Source organism: Pseudoalteromonas sp. T1lg23B (assembly GCF_002964665.1).
Classification (GTDB): domain Bacteria; phylum Pseudomonadota; class Gammaproteobacteria; order Enterobacterales; family Alteromonadaceae; genus Pseudoalteromonas.
The window spans coordinates 203,151-221,859 of the sequence record NZ_PQBZ01000042.1; the positions used below are offsets into that span (position 1 = coordinate 203,151).

15 protein-coding genes and 2 pseudogenes are annotated in these 18,709 nt (G+C 41.3%); 6 read left to right on the forward strand and 11 right to left on the reverse strand.

Features of this window, described 5'->3' with window-relative positions:
- Nucleotide 1 precedes the first annotated feature (1 nt).
- The 3 genes from glgB to C2M32_RS17475 are packed head-to-tail and all read right to left on the reverse strand — an operon-like array spanning nt 2 to nt 4,523.
- Nucleotides 2–2,230, reverse strand: coding sequence for a 1,4-alpha-glucan branching protein GlgB (glgB, locus tag C2M32_RS17465; RefSeq protein ID WP_105169599.1), 2,229 nt, complete (start codon nt 2,228–2,230; stop codon nt 2–4).
- On the reverse strand, nt 2,227–4,212 hold the full coding sequence (gene malQ / locus C2M32_RS17470; protein ID WP_105169600.1) for a 4-alpha-glucanotransferase: 1,986 nt from the start codon (nt 4,210–4,212) through the stop codon (nt 2,227–2,229). The genes glgB and malQ overlap by 4 nt, the downstream gene beginning before the upstream one ends.
- Before the next feature lie 8 nt (nt 4,213–4,220).
- Entirely contained in the window at nt 4,221–4,523 is a 303-nt protein-coding gene (locus tag C2M32_RS17475) for an isoamylase early set domain-containing protein (protein WP_105169601.1), read from the reverse strand.
- 448 nt (nt 4,524–4,971) lie between these two features.
- On the opposite strand from C2M32_RS17475, the gene C2M32_RS17480 reads away from it, so the two are divergent.
- Entirely contained in the window at nt 4,972–6,906 is a 1,935-nt protein-coding gene (locus C2M32_RS17480; RefSeq protein ID WP_105169602.1) for a putative bifunctional diguanylate cyclase/phosphodiesterase, read from the forward strand.
- A gap of 350 nt (nt 6,907–7,256) precedes the next feature.
- Nucleotides 7,257–7,829 (forward strand): hypothetical protein, encoded by a 573-nt coding sequence (locus tag C2M32_RS17485; protein ID WP_105169603.1) that lies wholly within the window; start codon nt 7,257–7,259, stop codon nt 7,827–7,829.
- A gap of 74 nt (nt 7,830–7,903) precedes the next feature.
- Here the strand turns inward: C2M32_RS17485 and C2M32_RS17490 are convergent, their stop codons facing one another.
- Together C2M32_RS17490 and C2M32_RS20895 are read right to left on the reverse strand one after the other, a co-directional pair.
- Nucleotides 7,904–8,446 (reverse strand): hypothetical protein, encoded by a 543-nt coding sequence (locus tag C2M32_RS17490; protein WP_105169604.1) that lies wholly within the window; start codon nt 8,444–8,446, stop codon nt 7,904–7,906.
- Between the two features lie 852 nt (nt 8,447–9,298).
- Nucleotides 9,299–9,388: pseudogene (locus C2M32_RS20895) on the reverse strand (AsnC family transcriptional regulator); the annotation flags it as partial.
- Nucleotides 9,389–9,701: 313 nt separating this feature from the next.
- Here C2M32_RS20895 and C2M32_RS17500 point away from each other — a divergent pair.
- On the forward strand, nt 9,702–9,941 hold the full coding sequence (locus C2M32_RS17500; RefSeq protein WP_105169605.1) for an RNA recognition motif domain-containing protein: 240 nt from the start codon (nt 9,702–9,704) through the stop codon (nt 9,939–9,941).
- Between the two features lie 549 nt (nt 9,942–10,490).
- Here the strand turns inward: C2M32_RS17500 and C2M32_RS17505 are convergent.
- From C2M32_RS17505 to C2M32_RS17535, 6 genes and pseudogenes are all read right to left on the reverse strand, one after another.
- A pseudogene (locus C2M32_RS17505) lies at nt 10,491–11,438 on the reverse strand (serine hydrolase domain-containing protein); the annotation flags it as partial.
- Nucleotides 11,439–11,456: 18 nt separating this feature from the next.
- Entirely contained in the window at nt 11,457–11,699 is a 243-nt protein-coding gene (locus tag C2M32_RS17510; protein WP_105169607.1) for a hypothetical protein, read from the reverse strand.
- A gap of 106 nt (nt 11,700–11,805) precedes the next feature.
- Nucleotides 11,806–12,846 (reverse strand): ribosome small subunit-dependent GTPase A, encoded by a 1,041-nt coding sequence (gene rsgA, locus C2M32_RS17515; protein WP_105169608.1) that lies wholly within the window; start codon nt 12,844–12,846, stop codon nt 11,806–11,808.
- 658 nt (nt 12,847–13,504) lie between these two features.
- Nucleotides 13,505–14,107 (reverse strand): ankyrin repeat domain-containing protein, encoded by a 603-nt coding sequence (locus tag C2M32_RS17525; RefSeq protein ID WP_105169609.1) that lies wholly within the window; start codon nt 14,105–14,107, stop codon nt 13,505–13,507.
- Nucleotides 14,104–14,478, reverse strand: coding sequence for a hypothetical protein (locus C2M32_RS17530; protein ID WP_105169610.1), 375 nt, complete (start codon nt 14,476–14,478; stop codon nt 14,104–14,106). The genes C2M32_RS17525 and C2M32_RS17530 overlap by 4 nt, the downstream gene beginning before the upstream one ends.
- 166 nt (nt 14,479–14,644) lie before the next feature.
- Nucleotides 14,645–15,073: an Lrp/AsnC family transcriptional regulator gene (locus C2M32_RS17535; RefSeq protein ID WP_105169611.1), complete on the reverse strand. Its 429-nt coding sequence runs from the start codon at nt 15,071–15,073 to the stop codon at nt 14,645–14,647.
- A 165-nt stretch (nt 15,074–15,238) separates the two neighbouring features.
- On the opposite strand from C2M32_RS17535, the gene C2M32_RS17540 reads away from it, so the two are divergent.
- The 3 genes from C2M32_RS17540 (at nt 15,239) to C2M32_RS17550 (ending at nt 18,376) form a co-directional block, all read left to right on the forward strand.
- Nucleotides 15,239–16,447 carry an aspartate aminotransferase family protein gene (locus tag C2M32_RS17540; RefSeq protein ID WP_105169612.1) on the forward strand — a complete coding sequence of 403 codons (1,209 nt, stop codon included), beginning with the start codon at nt 15,239–15,241 and terminating at the stop codon, nt 16,445–16,447.
- Nucleotides 16,448–16,486: 39 nt separating this feature from the next.
- Complete coding sequence (gene astA, locus C2M32_RS17545; RefSeq protein WP_105169613.1) at nt 16,487–17,506, forward strand: arginine N-succinyltransferase; 1,020 nt, start codon at nt 16,487–16,489, stop codon at nt 17,504–17,506.
- A 66-nt stretch (nt 17,507–17,572) separates the two neighbouring features.
- Nucleotides 17,573–18,376, forward strand: a complete 804-nt coding sequence (locus C2M32_RS17550) for a DUF1338 domain-containing protein (protein ID WP_105169614.1) — start codon at nt 17,573–17,575, stop codon at nt 18,374–18,376.
- Nucleotides 18,377–18,709: the final 333 nt, after the last annotated feature.

Sequence of the window (18,709 nt, forward strand, 5' to 3'; positions counted from 1 at the left end):
TTTACCCAGTTATCCAACGCAAATACAAAGTCGCTAAAGCAGGAATACTGATTTCAATACTTTGTTCAAAACCGTGCGCTGGTTCAGCCACCGTTTGTACAAGCTTTTGTTTGCTACCAACCACCTCAACGCCCGACCCAAATAGCGCTTTTTCGTCGGTGTTGAGCACCACTTCGTACACTCCAGCTCTAGGCACACCGATGCGATACTGATGAAAAACTTGTGGTGTAAGGTGGCAAATGACCACTAATAACTCATTATGATTTTTGCCAAAGCGTGCAAAACTGAATAGACTTTGTGCGGCGTTATTGCAATCTATCCACTGAAAACCCGCCGGAGTATTGTCGCACTCATATAATGCTGGCGTGTTGGTATAGATTTCATTGAGCTTTTTGACGGTTTTCTGAATGCCAGCGTGTGATTCATGGGCTAATAGACTCCAGTCTAAACTCTGGTTATGATCCCATTCACTTCTTGGTGCTAACTCACTCCCCATGAACAACAGCTTTTTACCCGGATGCGCATACATGAACGCAAAATATGCTCGTAAATTAGCAAATTGTTGCCAATCGTCGCCTGGCATTTTACTGAGCAATGAACCTTTACCATGGACAACTTCGTCATGGCTTAACGGCAAAATGTAGTTTTCCGAATAGGCATAGGCCATTGAAAATGTCATTTCATGGTGATGGTGCTGGCGATAAATTGGGTCTCGGCTCATGTATCCTAGACTGTCGTTCATCCAGCCCATATTCCACTTAAAACCAAAGCCAAGTCCATTATTGTCAACGCTGTTGGTTACTCCCGGCCAGGCCGTTGACTCTTCAGCAACCATCATAATGCTCGAATCTTTGCCGTAACAGCGTTTGTTTACTTGTTGCAAACAATCGATAGCACCTAAGTTTTCGCGGCCACCATATTTATTGGCAACCCATTCACCATCTTTACGGCTGTAATCTAAATAAAGCATGGAAGCGACCGCATCAACTCGCAGCCCATCTAGTTTGAATTCATCTAACCAGTACATAGCGTTGGCCAACAAGAAGCTTTTTACTTCGGGCCGGTCATAGTTATATATGTAAGTATTCCAATCCGGATGAAAGCCTTGTCTTGAATCCGCGTGTTCGAATAAATGCGTACCATCGAACTTGTGTAAGCCATGAGGGTCTGATGGGAAATGGCCAGGTACCCAATCGATTAGCAAGCCAAGGTTCGCGTCATGACAGCGCTCTACAAAATAAACAAAATCTTCAAAGCTACCGAAGCGACTAGTGGGCGCAAATAAACCTACTGGCTGATAACCCCATGAGCCGTCAAATGGGTATTCACTAATCGGCATAAGCTGCAAATGCGTAAACCCCATATCACTGACGTAGGGGATCAGATCATCTGCTAACTCTCGGTAGGTAAGATAACGTTCCTGCTCTTCTGGACGACGTTTCCACGACCCTAAGTGCACTTCATAAATACTAATAGGCGCACTAATGTGGTTACGTTTTTCGCGGGAAGCTTGCTGTTTCTGCGTAATGGTCCGACGCTTAACAAGCGGCTGCAATACCGATGCCGTTCCGGGTGCTTGTTGCATTTTAAAGGCAAATGGGTCCGCTTTATCCTGTGTATTACCGTAATTATCAACAATGCTGTATTTGTAGCACTGATCTACTTTCAATTCAGGAATGAAAATTTCCCAAACCCCACTTGCAGGATGCAACCTCATAAAGTGCTCACAACGCTGCCAACAGTTAAAATCACCAATCACAGAAACGCTCTGCGCATTTGGAGCCCACACGGCAAAACGCACACCTTTCACTCCTTCATGTGTTACAAAGTGCGCCCCCAAGTGTTGATAAGCATGTTCCAGCGTTCCTTCATTAAATAGATAAAGTGTCGCTTCATCCAACTGACTGCCAAAACGGTAGACATCATGCTTCACCTGTTTAGATTTACCGTAATGAACACTCAGTTTATTTTGGTGGGAAAGAATCGATTTTGTCGTGGTCAGCAGGTACAAGTCGCTATTTAAGTAGCGTTTTAAAGCATGTTCTTTACCATCAAAGCTAATGCTGACCGATGTCGCGCCCGGTAAATAAACCCTTAACTCGTACTCTTGCTCCGACACGGCGTGTAAGCCTAAGAACGAAAAGGGATCTGAAAAGCAGCCACTTTGTAATGCATTTAGCTGCATTGAATAATCTCTTATGGGCTTACGAGTTGATACTACACTGTTCATATTCCTTTCCTGCTTTGTGTTAGAGTGGTAATAAAATCGCCTTTAAGTTTGAATATCTCACTTGCGCTACGGGACAACCTGCGCCGCCAATTAGGGTATTCCAAATAAGTTCCGGGAATATTTACCGGCAAGGTTTGCTCGTCAAGATCATCGAGCTGTAAACACAACATCTGGGCAGCAGAGCGAGACAGAGACAACATCAAACTCTCATATATGGTTAGCGCATCACTGTGTATCTCTAAGCCGGATACACCTGCATCGACCAGCCAGTTTAGCAATTTACGCTTTTCGCTTTCACGCTTAAGCTGCTCGTTTTCAAGTTCGCGTGCATCAAGTAACTTGTACTCAACGCGCAGTAACAAATCATCACCTTGCCACCATGCGACAAATGGTGGTACATCGTGGTTAGCAACCATCAACAACGCTTGATGTCTCAACTCTGTTTGCGAAACAAACTCACCGTTATGGTCTTTTTCGAAATAAAATAATACGTTGCCTAGCATATTCGCTTCTTGCATCACAGCTTTTATCTCTGGCGGAACGACGCCAAGATCTTCACCAATAACAAGCGTTTGCTGTAACTGAGACTCTATTTTGATCAGTGCTATTAAATGTTCGAATGGATAATAAACATAACAACCCTGTCTTTTGTGCTCCACTTCAAAGCACCACCATAAGCGGCGGATAGCCATTACATGATCAATACGAAGGCCGCCTACTGCTCTCATGTTGCTGCGTAACAACTGCTTGAAAAACTCATATCTACGACGTTTAATTTTGAGTGGATTCAGCGCGGGCAGCCCCCAATCCTGACCGTTTTCGGCCCAAGGGTCCGGCGGAGCACCAACATGGGCATTGTGTGTATATAGCGCTTGGTTCGCCTGATATTCAAGGCTGTCATCAGCGCAACCCACTGCTAAGTCGTTAATAAGTCCAATGCGCATACCCATTTGCACAGCGAGCTGTTGACAGCTCTCTAATTGCAGCCACGCCAACCACTGCCAGTAAATCGCTTGCTCGTCCGTGCCTAAAGCCTCAAGTACTGTGGCAAATTCTTGTTGAAAAGCTAAGAATTGCGCCGCTCTGTGTGTTGATTGATGTTGTTTGAAATGCGCATAAAGCGCTTTGAGCAAGCCATATTTTTGTTCACTTACTTGTGAGTAATCTATATATGTCTGATTCTTTTGGTCGTCTAACTGAGATAACGATTGTTGGTACAACGCAGCTAATTCCTCGCTACCTTTAAAGTCATCACACAAATCAACGGCGATGTATAAAGGGTTGAGAAGACTACGATGGTTCGGACTATAAGGGCTAACCCTGTGTACTTGTTCGCCAAACAGTAGATGCAGAGGATTTAGCAAGATATAATCACACCGCGATTTTGCACTGTGTGAGATTAAATCTTGCAAGTCACCAAAATCACCTATACCTAAGTTTCTATCGCTACGCAAAGTGTATAGTTGTACTGATAAACCAACAACATCCGCATCCAAAGGATTATAACATTCCGAAGGAACCGACCATATTTGGGTGTCAAATCGGCCATATGACAAAGACAATAGCGCGTCGAAGTACCCGGTAGGGATAGGTTTAATCTGATAGGCAACTTCAACATAACGCGTGCCTTCATACCGATATTCACCAACGACCACACCACTTGTCAGGTCAAACTGACACTCATAATCTAATGTGGCGATCTTTAAACTCGCAACACCACCTATTTGGTGATCGGGCAGCTTTAATCTTAGCAGCCTATCATGTTGTTCTATCAAGCAGACTTCGTCGACAACACGCTGCCACGGGGCGATATCCAATTCAAAGTTCAGTTGTTCTATCAAAGCAGAGTCCGCTGTTTCTATCCCACAACAACGTAACGCCTGTTCTCTAACACGTTCTTCAAATACTACATGCTCGCCCGTGTACTTCGTGTAGTCATAGCCAATGCCATGCAAATAATAAAGCTGAGATAACCCCTGCATAGGTTCAGCTACACAAGTCGCTGGGTATTAACTACACTGTTTTCGGTACCAAAACTATTTGGCACATAAGCATCCGCATGGTGGTCATTATCCCATTTGCTTCCATCTATGAGATACTTGAAATGGTATTGTTTATCAACGGGTAACCTTTGTTTCAGTTTGAATGCGCCATCTTTTTTGACAAACTTCATAGCTAATGGCTGCCAATCGGTAAACTCAGCAACAAGCTCGACTTTCTTAGCTTGGGGGTGTGAAAACTCAAAGGTGACTTCGGCTTCATCTTTAGTTTTAAAAAAGCGTTTGGTTAACATAGCAGGCTCCAAATAAACCATTCTGATGGTAATTTTATCCTTGCCACAGTGCCGTGCCTTCAACTGCTTAACAATCGGAAACAGTGGTAGTCATATCAAGAGTAAACCAAATTAGTATTTACGCTTTATGACAGTGCATTTTTGAAACGAATTTGCACCTTTTTTGTGCAAAACATCTCGTATTGGCCTGTGTTTAAGGTTCAAAGTAGATAGAGCAAAACACACACCAACATTTTAAAGACTAAAGTAAGCTGTACTCTATATTCCTGTAAAGTGAATAAAATTAATACTACTCTCAATAAGTTACAAGAAAGCCATACAAATAATTTACATTTTTGCACTGTATTGAACAAAAAAGCACAAAGCCTCAAGTTGTCCATTTCATTTCTATGCACAATACTTATATATTGCCCGGCTTTGAAAGCAGCTATATGGACGTAATTTAGTAATGAGTAACATATTGAAAAAGTTATGTATTAGTATTCTAGTTTTAGTAACTATAGGTTATATTACTAATCTGCTATGTATCAAAGCGCTGCACAACTTACATCACCAAACTGATGTAAAACTTGAGACAGTCGCCTCCAAGTTTGTTCATCCAAGTGAGAACTTCGCATTTCGTGTCTTGTTATTTAATTTGCCAATCGTCAGCGCCAATGACAAAGATTATGTAAAAATCACTGAATCAGCAAAGTTCACCTCACTCATCGAAACACGTTTAGTATTACAAAGAGCACTTACCAGCGTTGAAGCGATTGGTTATTTTATGCTGATAACATTAGCTATAATGTTCATGTTAAATCGACGCCGAAAATCGTCAAAACGAGATGAAGATTTGAGCGTAATTGAGCAGCAAGTCATTAATTTGATCGATGCCATATCATCGTCATCGCAAAACAAAGAAGCTGCTGGTGATACCCAAAAACGAATCGCAACATTACTTGAGCATGCAAAAATATCCTTGGCCGATTCGAAACAAAAAAATGCCAGTTTGGCATTTCAAGATAAGCTCACACTATTAATAGACCGACACGCCTACTTGCAGCATTTAGAAAAGCAACTTAAAGCAGCCGCAGAAACGGGTGAACGTTGCGGACTCCTGTTTATTGACCTCGATGGCTTTAAACAAGTGAATGACGCTTTTGGTCACAGCTTTGGCGATGATATCCTTATTCAGGTAGCGCATCGTTTAAAAGCGATTGTAAAGCAATATCAGCTTGAAGATATCGATCCTTCGCTCGCACTAGAAAGAAATTTGTCCAGACTCGGTGGCGATGAGTTTTCACTGTTTATTCCTCACTTAAAACACCCGAGTGTTTGCAATGACATCGCTCAAACAGTACTCAATGAAATTGAACGTGATTTTCACCTTGGAAATAAGCTTATTAAAATAGGTGCTAGTATCGGTATTGCAATCTATCCAGAGAGTGCAGCCAGGCCAAACGCACTTTTACAAATGGCTGATGTCGCCATGTATCGGGCAAAGTCTGATGGTAGAGGAATATTTCGAGTATATTCTCCTGAAATGGGTAACAAGATGCGCCGCTATCACTATTTACTCGAGGAACTCAGAACAGCAATATCTGAACATAACTTTCACTTGTCGTTTCAACCCATTGTTCACGTAGAAGATTGTGCCATCGATTACTTTGAAGCATTAGTAAGGTGGCACCACCCTGTGGAAGGTATGATAGCCCCCGATGAATTTATCCCCATCGCAGAAGAAACCAATCTGATCCTTGAACTTGGTGACTGGATTTTAACCACTGCCTGTCAACAAATGTACTCATGGTACAAAGCGGGTATGAAACAAGTTCGAATTTCAGTGAATGTTTCAGGTGTGCAACTCAAACACCGAGATGTGCATGAATGGGTGACAGCTACATTACACAACACGCAATTGCCTGCACAGTCGCTTATGTTGGAAATTACAGAATCAACGCTCATTACTGCAAGTGAGAAAATAATCAAACAACTGGAAGCATGCAGAAAAATGGGTGTAACCATCGCTATCGACGACTTTGGTACAGGATTTAGTTCATTAAGTACACTGGCCGATTTACCCATAGATGTACTCAAAGTTGATAAACACTTTATCAATCAAGCCAAGAGTAACGTTAAATATCAGCAAATATTACGCTCTATCAGTGAACTGGGTAATCAACTATCGTTGCGTGTTATCGCAGAGGGGGTAGAAGAACTTGAGCAATTTGAACTGGTAAAAAATATGGGGATCCGTTGTGTGCAAGGCTACCATGTAAGCAAGCCGCAAAGCTCACAAAGTGTTGGCAACAAGGTACTCAGATCTGGTATGAATCAGATGGCCGCCACAGGCACAGGCGTATGGTTGCCCGATGACAGCACTAAGACCTCAACACACTAGGTAACATCATTTATTAGCTCACTATGTTTTTCCATTGCTGTTATTTTTGAGTCGCTGTGAAGTCAAACGAGATAAACGATGAAAATGTACGCGTATTTTTCACTTCAAAATAACTTAATCTGTAAGGTAGAGTCCGATACTGTCTATCCATTCGAATAACAATGCTAACAAGGGTCACTTTGTTAACCGCTTGGTCTTTTTAACCAAATTATCCGCTAACTATGTATATTATAACTTTTCTTACCAACACATCAATTTTAACCGATTGATTTTATTGCATTAAAAACTTGGCTCAGATCCTGCTAATTTCAGCAAACTAGGCATTTTTTAAATAAAATTAAGAGAAAATTATGGATATTCAGAACATTAGGAAACATCAGTACTGGTTAGTGATAATGGTTACAGCTTTTGCAGCTCTTACTCTTGCATGGGAGCATTTTAATGGCGGAGTTTTAAGTCACCACTTATTACACAACCCCAGTTACCCAAGCATCTCTAACTATTGGAGCATGTTGATCCTTCCTAGCCTCGCGTGGTTTACAGCTCACACAGTGATAAAACGAATTAAACTTCAACACCATGAAGGTATGAACGCAAAGGGAACAATACCAACACACACTAAAATGGGTTTTGTTATCATGTTTTGCGTAACAGCGTTGCAGTCAATTGCTTGGGTTGCAGGACAGCAAGATCTAACCATGTATATTGCCGTCGGTATACTCGTAGCAGGTCTGTTTGTGCCAATTTATCGCGCTGAATGTATTCTGGCGCACGTTTTAGCCTCTTCGGTGGTATTTGGTGCGGTTATTCCACTGATCGGAATAGTGGTATTAGCATTGATTTCTGCACTTTCGAACCTCTGTATCAAGCCGCTAATTATAAACATGTTGATACGTACAAGAGTGCTGAAAGTTTCAGAGTAACTGTGTCTGAGACCTTTTTTAAAGGGCTGTGTAGATTCACCGTGCGTGCTAGACACGCACGGCCTTAAGCACGTTTATGCGCCTGTAATTAACTTTGGAAAGTTTTCGTTTGCTACGATTTTTCCAATTAAGTTTTGTACAGCAGGCATTAGCGCTTGAGCAGTTTGGTTACATGCTGTTTCACCATAAAAGCTACTTGTAAATGAATAGCTTTCAGAAACAGATAGTGATTGCCCATTAGAAGACTCCACTGTCATAGCAATGTCCCAGCTACCTGAAGCTGATGAGAAATCAATAGAGTTTAATGTGCCGGTTAATGTTACAGGCGCTGCTGTATCAAAAGCTTCAGCCATTTTAAGCTCATCAATTAGTGCCTTACGAATAAAGCCCTCAAATGTGTCACCATCAGGTGTTTTGATTGGACCGACACCTCTACACATAATGCTGGTTTTGCTCTTTCCTTCAGCATTAAACTCACCTACATTAATTTGCGAGCTCGCAATCTGTTTTAACGAGGATATGTTATCAACCGATACAGCGTAGCGATTAACAGAATAAGTAGAGCATCCTGAAACACTCAAAAGAATTAATGAGGCTAGACCCAACTTTTTTAACATTTGTACTTCTCCTTAGGTTTATATATCCGAATAGTTTCGAATTCATTACTAGATGCCGCGTAAAACGGCCACGAAATGACGGCGGAAGAGCCTCTTTTACTGTTCAAAAACATGCTTCTCTCGCAACCGAAACATTTCCAAAAATGCTCGCTCATAATCTCACCTTCTAAGGCCCAGCCTATGTATTTTATCAACTGAAAGTGAGCTTGGTGCAGTAGACCTGCTATACGTTCGTGTGTCCAAAGTCATGTACTAAAACAGCAAAATAGACTTTTATGGGCTAGCGTTATTTGATGAGACCAACCCTTTGGAATAGCCTAGACTATCGTCAATCATGCTTAATCTTGGTAGAAAAATGAGATAACACTCACAATGGAGGCGCGCATAAACTTCGAATCATACATTTAAGCAGATGTAATTTTCACAATATAGACATTGCGATAATGTCCACAAAAAGAACTCTGGGTTAGCCAAAAAATATGCTATTTAAATCAATTCACTCCGAGAAAAACTCATCTTTCCTTATAAATTAGCAACATAATCAGAACCATTGAAAATACATGTGAGGATTTTACACATCGTCACTTAAAACAACGCAAGGTACTATTATTGCCAGTTTTGGGATTTTGGACCCGAATCTTAAAAACGGCGTAAAACTACCATTTGTTGAATGTATGAACAACTAGTTTTACCTATTTTGTCACATTAATTTAATGCCATCATTCCTATATTTCCATACAGATCAGAAATATCTTTATTAATTTCAGTAATTTAGCTTAGCTCATACACTCAGTACCAAAAAGACATTTAAGCCCGTGTAAAACGTCAACAGATATGAAAATAGCCCCCCACCTAACGCTTAAATTTGGTTTCTAATATTACCGATGAATTGGTCCGCTCTACCCCTTCCAAATTTCCCATATCACCCAAAATCGTGCTCAACAAGTTTGAGTGACTGTCCTTTTTAGGTAATAGGTAATGAGTCTGCCCGTTGCGTAAAACTGTAAATGGCCAGATTGCGCTTCGTTTATGCCGCCCTACCGCGCTATACCTTTTTGTGTTCTAGCAGATCATTGGATGGCGCCTTCAGCTTACTCAACCTACGTTTCCTATCGAAGTAGATACAGCAGCAAGAAGTGATTACTTTTGGGTGCAAACGCTTGTTAGGTACAATTTTCAAGGTAGACGATCAATAACTTGGTTTGTTACCCGTAACCTGCCACACTTAGCTCGCATTTTATATTAGGTAACCACTATGAAACTTTTAGTTCGCAATTTAGAGCGTACAACATCTGAACATGAAATTCGTGTTCTGTTTTCTTCTCACGGCACTGTAAGTGAGTGCAACCTAGTTTTAGACCAAGAAACTAGCCAATCAAAAGGCTTCGCATTTGTTGAAATGCCTAACGAAAACGAAGCAAAAACAGCCATTGAGAAATTACACCTTTCAACTGTGGATAAGAGCAAAATCAGAGTTAAATTAGCTCAAAACTAAAAACCAAAAACGTCTATAACCCATAGATATTCATGGTTTGGTATCAGATTAATATAGTGGTCAGTACTTTTTGGCCACCTCGTTATAAGCTTCCCAACACTGCCTTTCTTTCATAATTGGCGAGTAACCATTATTATGTTTGTGAGGTCAACACCGATTGTCATAACCAACGATATTTGATGAGATTGCTCCCGATGCCTCAGTCATATTTTGATAGCCCACTCTAGGCATTCATTCTGTTTTAAAACTTCTAAAAAAGCGCTCTATTGGCGCATTATCTCAACAGTTTCACTCTGTATGAGAAGCTTTGATTCACGCCATGATAAGCCAGATAATAAGCAAGACAAGCGCAGTCACTTAAAAGTGCTGCGCATACATAGGAATTGATGTTAACGCTTTCTAAAAGTGCACAAATTTACGTGTCTGTGTTTCATCACTGACACGTTTTTCCACCCTGACTGAAACATGATTCAAGTAACTTGCCTACGCGCTTATTCCCATCAAACTCACTATTGCTTCTTTAGTTAACCCAATGATCCGCACTCTATATCACTTCAAAAGCGTGATGCCATATCGCTGTAAATAGTCATAAAAATCGTCTCTTATCTCATAGCCAAGCCCTGCTCGCACTGAGCCACCATTACTAAACATAATGGCGCCCCATTTCTCTTGTGTTGAGAGCATCACAAGCGCTTTCACACCCGGATCTGTGCCACTGTGCATATGTTTACCTTTCACATTGGCCCAAGCTAAACCGGGTATTGGGCTTATGTCTGGCAGTTGAATTCGCAGCATGTCATCTACGGTTTTTTTGCTTAAAACGGTTGTGCCATTTTGCGCTTTACCGACATTAATAAACACATATAAAAAGCGCATAAACTCTGATGTTGATGTGACTAAGCCACCATCAGGGTAAGTCGTTACATCGTAAAAACCAATGGCTTCATAGCGATTAGTGAACATGTTGTAGTCGTAAGGCATTGCCATCTTGGCGCGCTCTGCTTGGTAAGTGAACCACGCTGAGTGAGTCATGCCCAGCGGTAGAAAAATATATTCGCGACAAAACTCTGCAAACGGCTGCGCCGAGATTTGTTCTACCAAATAGCCAATTAAACCAAAGGCCACATTACTATATTCAACACCAGTACCGGGCTTTGAGTCATTAAAGTTCACGTCAGCATCATAATGACGGCCATCAACCGCAAAATAGTTTTGCATAAACTCACCCAGTGGCTCAGCAGTTTTATCTGGTCGCCCAATAACATCATAAGTATCCCAGTAGGCGCCTTTTATAAAGAACAAGCCATCAGAAATACTCGATGTGTGCGTTAATAGCATTCTAAATGTGATGGGAGTGTTAGGAAAACTGGGGTTGCGAACCTTGAATGGCAAAAACTGACTAATATCATCATCTAGTTTGAATTTACCTTGCTCATAAAGCACCATTAATGCCGTTGCGCTAACAAGTTTAGAAACCGATGCCACGCGATATAAAGTCTCAGGCGTAGCTTCACGCTACTGTTCGATATTGGCATATCCATACCCTTTAGAAAACAGCACTTTATCTTTTTCAAAAATCAACACTGTCGCACTGGGCTGTTTTGCGGCTTCTAACTGCTGGCTGATCAATGTATCTAACTCTTTTGCTGTGGGACGTAAATAAAGATGTAAATCAACGTAGACCATCCACGCGAGTATTAATCCTACTGTGATAAGCAGTGAAATACCCAGCTTTTTAAGCAAGTTCTTTATTATCATTGTTTTTCCATCACATGATATATATTTCAAAAGATTATATAAGTAAATAGGCTTTCTTAGACTCTATAATAAAGCCGGATAGCTGACTATCCGGCTTTATTATCAACTACCAACCTTTATGTAGTTTTCTTTCTTTGAGTGCTTGCTTCACGAATTTGCCAAATTGTTTGTCTTTATCACGTTGCTGCTTCAAACTCGCGTTATTATGCGCTTGCTCTTTTAGCAACTTTTGATAATTAACAAGGCGACGCGCGTCCAATTCACCTTGCTCTAGAGCTTTGAGTACCGCACAACTTGGTTCATTTTGGTGATGGCAATCTTTAAACCGGCAATGCTGTGCAAATTCTTCAATATCTGCAAACGTGGTTTGCAAGCTTTGCTCACTCCCCGCTAATTGCAGCTCGCGCATTCCTGGGGTATCCATAACCGCACCATTTTGCTCACTAATATATAAACAGCGTGCCGTTGTGGTGTGCTTACCTTTGTCATCGTCTTCACGTATGCCATTGGTTTGACTGACTTCTTCTCCTAGCAAGCGATTGATAAGGGTTGATTTACCCACACCAGATGAACCAACGAACGACACCGTTTTGCCATTACCACACCAAGGTGCCAATAATTCAGCAGCTTGAGTTAGCAAACCGTTTAACGCCACCACCATCAATAATGGGTTTAACGCTTGTACTTGTGCGACTTTGCTTTCTACATCATCGCAAAGGTCACGTTTGCTCAGTACCACTACTGGTTCAACATCCGCATCGTGCGCTAATGCCAAATATCGCTCCAAACGGTTTAAGTTAAAATCTTGATTTAAAGACATCACAATAAACAGCGTATCGACATTGGCCGCAATCATTTGTTGCTTTAATGCAGCACCGGCGCTTTTTCTCGAGAACAAAGATTTTCGCTGCAAAAGCCGCACAAATTGCAAATTTTGATCGAGTAAAACCCAATCTCCTACCACCATATTCGGTAGATTTTGGCTAATAGCAAGCGCCTTACTTTGCGTTTCAAGCTGAACTATATATTCACTGCGATGATGCTCAGTAATACGCCCACATACAGTGTGTTCATACTCGTCTAAAGAAAGTTGTTGTTGAAAAAATGGTTGCCAACCTAGTTGGCGTAATGAATAACTCTGATTCATTGCTATATCCCTTCGTCTGTGTGACGCGCACACAAGTGAGGATCAATAGGGATAATGGGGCACATTAACCCTGTGTTTAGACAACACCGGGCAGAATTGAGAAAATCAGGTTGTGAAGTTTATTAAAACCTAGCGTTGACTCACTGCCGGGTGGGTTGGTAATACAATCATCAAATTCTCCTATTCGTTTTTGTTAACAGCTAGATACTACACAGCATGGCCTCACGCCACAAGCTCGTTCAACGCACAAAATGATATTTATTGACCTATTTACGCCATCTATAAAAAATTATATCTGACAAACTGATTTGCCTCTTCCTTGTTAATCCCATCATTCACTCCTTGGACTTAGAATTTGATTCGATTTTTAGAACTAAAAATGTAGATTAGCCACTCAAAGGTTAAAATTTGAGTGACTGTCCTTGAATGTTCTTCTCGCCGAGCAGACCTTTAAACCATCGACTCCTGAATATTGAAACGATAAGTAACAGGGGTATGATGTAGCAAACTTGAACTAAAGTACCTGATAGTAACCCTAAAATATCCACGAAACTTCTTTATTTAACTAACGCCCTGTTAATGGACAAAATATAGTTGACTAAAATTATGCGACGAAGGAGAAAAAGCCAACTGCATTTTGTCCTTGTTAAACAAATTATTAGGTATTATTTTCATCTACCAGTGCAACAAACTTAAGATACCACTCGTAATAATTACTACCTTTTTTAACTCCTGCATCTCCGAATTTTTTAAGTTGATCAACTGGAGTGTAACCCCATTTATTCTCGACTTTTAATGATGCACCACTTAAAACCAGAAAATGCGCAATGTTATAGTTTTTAACGGATATAGCCAAATGAAGTGGAGTATTGCCACTCTTATTCTGAGCATTCAAGTTAGCGCCATGCTTCACAAGTAATTTAACGTTTGCGAGCCGCGAATATTTTGCAGCTTCAAGAATTACAGGTGAACTTTTGTAGCCATCAAGAATATCGGGGTTAGCACCATGCTCTAAACATAACTGCAAAAACATTGGGTTCTCATGAACTGCGGCTTGCTCCATAACCACGGGTCGATTTTGAGGATCTCCTTTTTCATCCCTATAATTCGGATCTGCGCCATCTGATAAAAGCTGCTGAAACTGTTTTAAATTGCCGCCTTTAATGGATAGCAAAAGATCATTATTAATATTCGAGTCTAATGATTCACGACTAAAAATTAAGATTGTTATAACTACACAGAAATATGGCGCAAATCTCATTGAACACCTAAAAACTTGATAATTAGTGAATTTTTCTGGGTTGATTTATACGCACCTACTCTTAGGTGCTCTGTAAAAGCTGAATTTTTTGAGAAAATTATACAATTAATACCAAGGCCAAATGCTACGAAGTAAAACAACCAATTGAATATATCAAAGAGTAATGGATCTTCATCATCTAAAGCCAATTCATTAGCACCTATATGATAAATAATCATGCAATACCCCAAAGCAATTAACAAAAACAAGACCTTTAGGTATTTATAGGAGGTAAAATTGTCCTTAAACGAAAGTTCTTGTTCTTCCTTACTTTGACCAGCACCGACTAGAAACATAAATAAAAGCAATCCAATAGCAGCCACTGAATCCAAATTTTTCTCCGTTTATCTGACAGTTTATTCTCTCACAAAGTGTCGGAATAAAAACGAACAAAACGGGCTATATTACCTGCGCTAATTTTCACACATAGAAAAACCAATATAAACAATCCATAACAGTGCTCAAAAAACAGCCCTTGTTACCAATAAAAGCTCCCACCTAACGCTTAAATTTGGTTTCTAATATTACCGATGAATTGGTCCGCTCTACCCCTTCCAAATTTCCTATATCATCCAAAATCGTGCTCAACTGTTGCAGATTTTGCGCTTCAACAACCGCTATCATGTCGTACTCGCCACTGATGGCATAAAGTGCGCTAATATGGCTTATATGCTTTAAGGCAATATTGGTTTTGGTCGTCAGCTTTTGTTTTACCTTAATCGACACATGTGCTTCTACCAGCTCTGACAAGTAGGCTTCACCAAACTCTACGCTATAACCTTGGATCACCCCTGATTGCTCAAGCTTTTGTAGTCGGCTTTGCACGGTAGATCGAGATAAATCTAAACTTCTGGCTAGGTCGGAAATACTTGCACGAGCATTACTGCGCAGCAGCGCAATCAGCTTTTCATCTTGTGAACTTATCATTTTGCTAAATCACTTCATTAATTTGACTTTTATTTTAATCATTTTGCACATTTTTGCACTGCAAATTTACTTTAATCATCGTAATAATGAGGAATATTAAGCACCTTCTAGATTGTTTAAAAAAGGTGCACACAAGTTGAAGTAAAATATTAAGAGGAAGTCGTCATGCAAACTAACCGTGAATTATTCGATCAGGTTATGGTACCAAACTACAATCCATCAGATGTGATCCCTGTAAAAGGTAAGGGTTCACGAGTATGGGATCAAAAAGGCGACGAATATATTGATTTTGCTGGCGGTATTGCCGTTAACTGCCTTGGCCACTGTCACCCAGCTTTGGTAAACGCATTAACAGAGCAAGGCCAAAAGTTATGGCATCTGTCAAACGTCATGACCAATGAGCCTGCACTTCGTTTAGCGAAAAAAATCACTGACGCGACATTTGCAGACAAAGTCTACTTCGCAAACTCAGGCGCAGAAGCGAATGAAGCAGCGCTAAAACTAGCTCGTCGTTTTGCCTTGGACAACTACGGTGAAGATAAAACACAGATCATCGCGTTCAATAAAGGCTTCCATGGTCGTACATTCTTTACCGTAACAGTGGGTGGTCAAGCAGCCTACTCTGACGGCTTCGGCCCGAAACCGGCTGATATCGTACACTGCGACTATAACGACTTAGCAGCATTTGAAGCTTTGATCAGCGACAAGACCTGTGCCGTGATGATGGAGCCGCTACAAGGTGAAGGCGGGATCATCACTCCAACAAAAGAATTTGTTGAAGGCGTTCGCGCTCTGTGTGATAAGCACAATGCACTACTAATTTTTGATGAAGTACAATCGGGTGTTGGTCGTACAGGTGAACTATATGCGTACCAAGGTCTAGGTGTAACGCCTGATATTTTAAGTACTGCAAAAGCGTTAGGTGGTGGTTTCCCTATCGGTGCGATGATCACCACAGATAATATCGCTAAGCATTTAAAAGTGGGTACTCACGGTTCTACTTATGGTGGCAACCCGTTAGCTTGCGCGGTGGCAGAAGCTGCGTTCGATACAGTAAACAACCCAGAGTTACTGGCTCAAGTAAAGCATAAAGAGCAACTTTTCCGTGACGCGCTAAATGCTATCAACGAAAAATACAAAGTTTTCGCCGAAGTGCGTGGTAAAGGTTTGCTGCTTGGTGCAGTGTTAAATGACGATTATAAAGATCGCGCACGTGACTTCTTACTAGCCAGCACTAAACACGGTCTAATGACATTAGTGGCGGGTACAAACGTGATTCGTTTCACACCTTCATTGGTTATCCCTGATGAAGATATTGCAGCGGGTATGGCTAGATTTGAACTCGCGGTTGCCGACGTGGTAGCGGCCGGTTAATCGGACTGGGAGGCCCCGTGCCTCCCATAGGTTGCAATTATGCAGATACTAAGACCAATAACCAGCAATGACTTTGCTGCTTTTAAGCAAATCGCTATCGAGTCGGGCCATGGCTTTACCTCATTGCCTGTCGATGACCAACTGCTACAAGATAAAATTTCTCGCTCTGAGCGCAGTTTTACCAAGCAATTAGCCAAGCCTTTTGATGAAGGCTATGTGTTTGTACTTGAAGACAGTGAAACCGGTGAAATCATGGGCACCACGGCAATAGAAGCCGCTGTGGGTATGCAAGTGCCATTGTACCACTATCATATGGGTAAAACCGTACATCATTCTCGTACTTTAGACGTCTACAATACGGTCGAAATTCTAAGTATGTGTAATGACTACACTGGAAGCAGTGAGATCTGTACGCTGTTCTTACGAGAACCATTTAGAAAGGGTCTAGCAGGTAGATTCTTAAGCCGTTCACGCTTTGTTTTTATGGCGGACCATGCGGAGCGTTTTAGCGAAACCGTGATCGCAGAAATGCGGGGTGTAAGTGACAGTCAAGGTAACTCACCGTTTTGGAAATGGCTACAAGAGCACTTCTTCAGTATCGAGTTTCCACAAGCTGATCACTTAGTTGGTCTGGGTGATAAAGTATTTATCAGCGAACTCATGCCAAAGTACCCTATTTATGCCAACTTGCTCAGTCAAGAAGCGCAAGCGGTAATAGGTCAAGTGCACGAAAAGACCAAACCAGCGCTCAAGCTATTGGAAAAAGAAGGCTTTGAACACCGTGGTTACATCGACTTATTTGATGCCGGTCCAACGGTAGAAGCCAAATTAAAAAATATACGTACTGTACAGCGCTCCGTTGTCGCGACCATAAACATCGCAAACGACGTGTCTGGTAAAGCACGCGCAATCTCCAATCAGGGATTAGCAAACTTTAGAGCAACATTTACAGATAAGTGTTCATACGACAGCACCTCAAATACGCTCAACATTGAGCCATGCGTCGCGCAGGCACTTGAGCTGAGTAACGGTGACTCAGTCAGAACATTTACGTTATAAACTTGCTGCGTCGAGCTTAATCGCACCAAGTTAACGCGGACAATCCGCACAATTAAGGAATCCATTATGCACAACAATGTTGATCAATTATTTGACGAACTTTGGAATAACTACCTATCTGTTACTCCTTCAGCGGTAAAAGTTCACGAGCTGCTAGGCTCTACTCAGCAGGACGATGTGATCAATGACCATATTGCGCTTCGTACCTTTAACCACGAAAAAGTAGGCCTAGAGAAACTCGCGGCACACTTTAAAGCGGTTGGTTACAAAGAATGTGGTGAATACCACTTTGAAGCCAAAAAACTTTATGCAAAGCACTATGAGCACTCAGACCCAACTAAACCTAAAGTGTTTATCTCTGAATTGTTAGTTGAGAAATGTTCTGCTGAACTACAAGCCATCGTTAACGACATGGTTTCTCAAATTGATGAGAATGCAGTGACAGCTGATAACTTCCTATATTCAGGTACTCACTGGCAAGTTAGCCATGACACCTACCAGCAGCTATTAAAAGAAAGCGAATACGCTGCATGGATGTCAGCATGGGGATATAGAGCAAACCACTTCACGGTAAGCATTAACTACTTGTCAAACTTCACCACGATTGAAGCTGTTAACCAAGCGCTTAAAGACGCTGGGTTTGAGCTAAATACATCGGGTGGTGAAATTAAGGGTTCACCTGAGGTATTACTTGAGCAATCTTCAACGCTTGCGGATCATCAACCAGTGGTATTCAGTGATGGTGAGTTTAGCATTCCTAGCTGTTTCTATGAGTTTGCGCTTCGTTACAACAAGCCTGACGGTGAGATTTACACAGGCTTTGTAGCAGCATCAGCTGACAAGATTTTTGAAAGTACTAATGCGCGTTAAGCAACTAGTATGATTAAAAAGGCTGGACATCGTTCCGGCCTTTTTTATGAACAACATGCTTAGCGCTTACATAGCTTTAAAAATAAAGTCCCCAATTATCCTACCGTTTTGCAATATGAACTTTTACTACACTACTGGCAGTAGGTTAGGTAAGGTATCTATCATCAGCGTAATACAACGACACTGACGGACAGCTCTTGAGCCAGTCATAATTCTGCAACTAATATGTCATCTTAGTTAGTTAGCGTGATTAGCAATGCGCTAGATGCGCGTAATGCAAAGCAGCCACACTTTTAGAGCTAAAACGAATACAATTTGGTCAAAATAAGGAAA

Excerpts from the sequence above, each read along its gene's own strand:
- glgB (WP_105169599.1), bottom strand. The coding sequence starts at position 2,230 with ATGAACAGTGTAGTATCAACTCGTAAGCCCATAAGAGATTATTCAATG.
- malQ (WP_105169600.1), bottom strand. The coding sequence starts at position 4,212 with ATGCAGGGGTTATCTCAGCTTTATTATTTGCATGGCATTGGCTATGAC.
- C2M32_RS17475 (WP_105169601.1), bottom strand. The coding sequence starts at position 4,523 with ATGTTAACCAAACGCTTTTTTAAAACTAAAGATGAAGCCGAAGTCACC.
- C2M32_RS17480 (WP_105169602.1), top strand. The coding sequence starts at position 4,972 with ATGAGTAACATATTGAAAAAGTTATGTATTAGTATTCTAGTTTTAGTA.
- C2M32_RS17485 (WP_105169603.1), top strand. The coding sequence starts at position 7,257 with ATGGATATTCAGAACATTAGGAAACATCAGTACTGGTTAGTGATAATG.
- C2M32_RS17490 (WP_105169604.1), bottom strand. The coding sequence starts at position 8,446 with ATGTTAAAAAAGTTGGGTCTAGCCTCATTAATTCTTTTGAGTGTTTCA.
- C2M32_RS17500 (WP_105169605.1), top strand. The coding sequence starts at position 9,702 with ATGAAACTTTTAGTTCGCAATTTAGAGCGTACAACATCTGAACATGAA.
- C2M32_RS17510 (WP_105169607.1), bottom strand. The coding sequence starts at position 11,699 with ATGATAATAAAGAACTTGCTTAAAAAGCTGGGTATTTCACTGCTTATC.
- rsgA (WP_105169608.1), bottom strand. The coding sequence starts at position 12,846 with ATGAATCAGAGTTATTCATTACGCCAACTAGGTTGGCAACCATTTTTT.
- C2M32_RS17525 (WP_105169609.1), bottom strand. The coding sequence starts at position 14,107 with ATGAGATTTGCGCCATATTTCTGTGTAGTTATAACAATCTTAATTTTT.
- C2M32_RS17535 (WP_105169611.1), bottom strand. The coding sequence starts at position 15,073 with ATGATAAGTTCACAAGATGAAAAGCTGATTGCGCTGCTGCGCAGTAAT.
- C2M32_RS17540 (WP_105169612.1), top strand. The coding sequence starts at position 15,239 with ATGCAAACTAACCGTGAATTATTCGATCAGGTTATGGTACCAAACTAC.
- astA (WP_105169613.1), top strand. The coding sequence starts at position 16,487 with ATGCAGATACTAAGACCAATAACCAGCAATGACTTTGCTGCTTTTAAG.
- C2M32_RS17550 (WP_105169614.1), top strand. The coding sequence starts at position 17,573 with ATGCACAACAATGTTGATCAATTATTTGACGAACTTTGGAATAACTAC.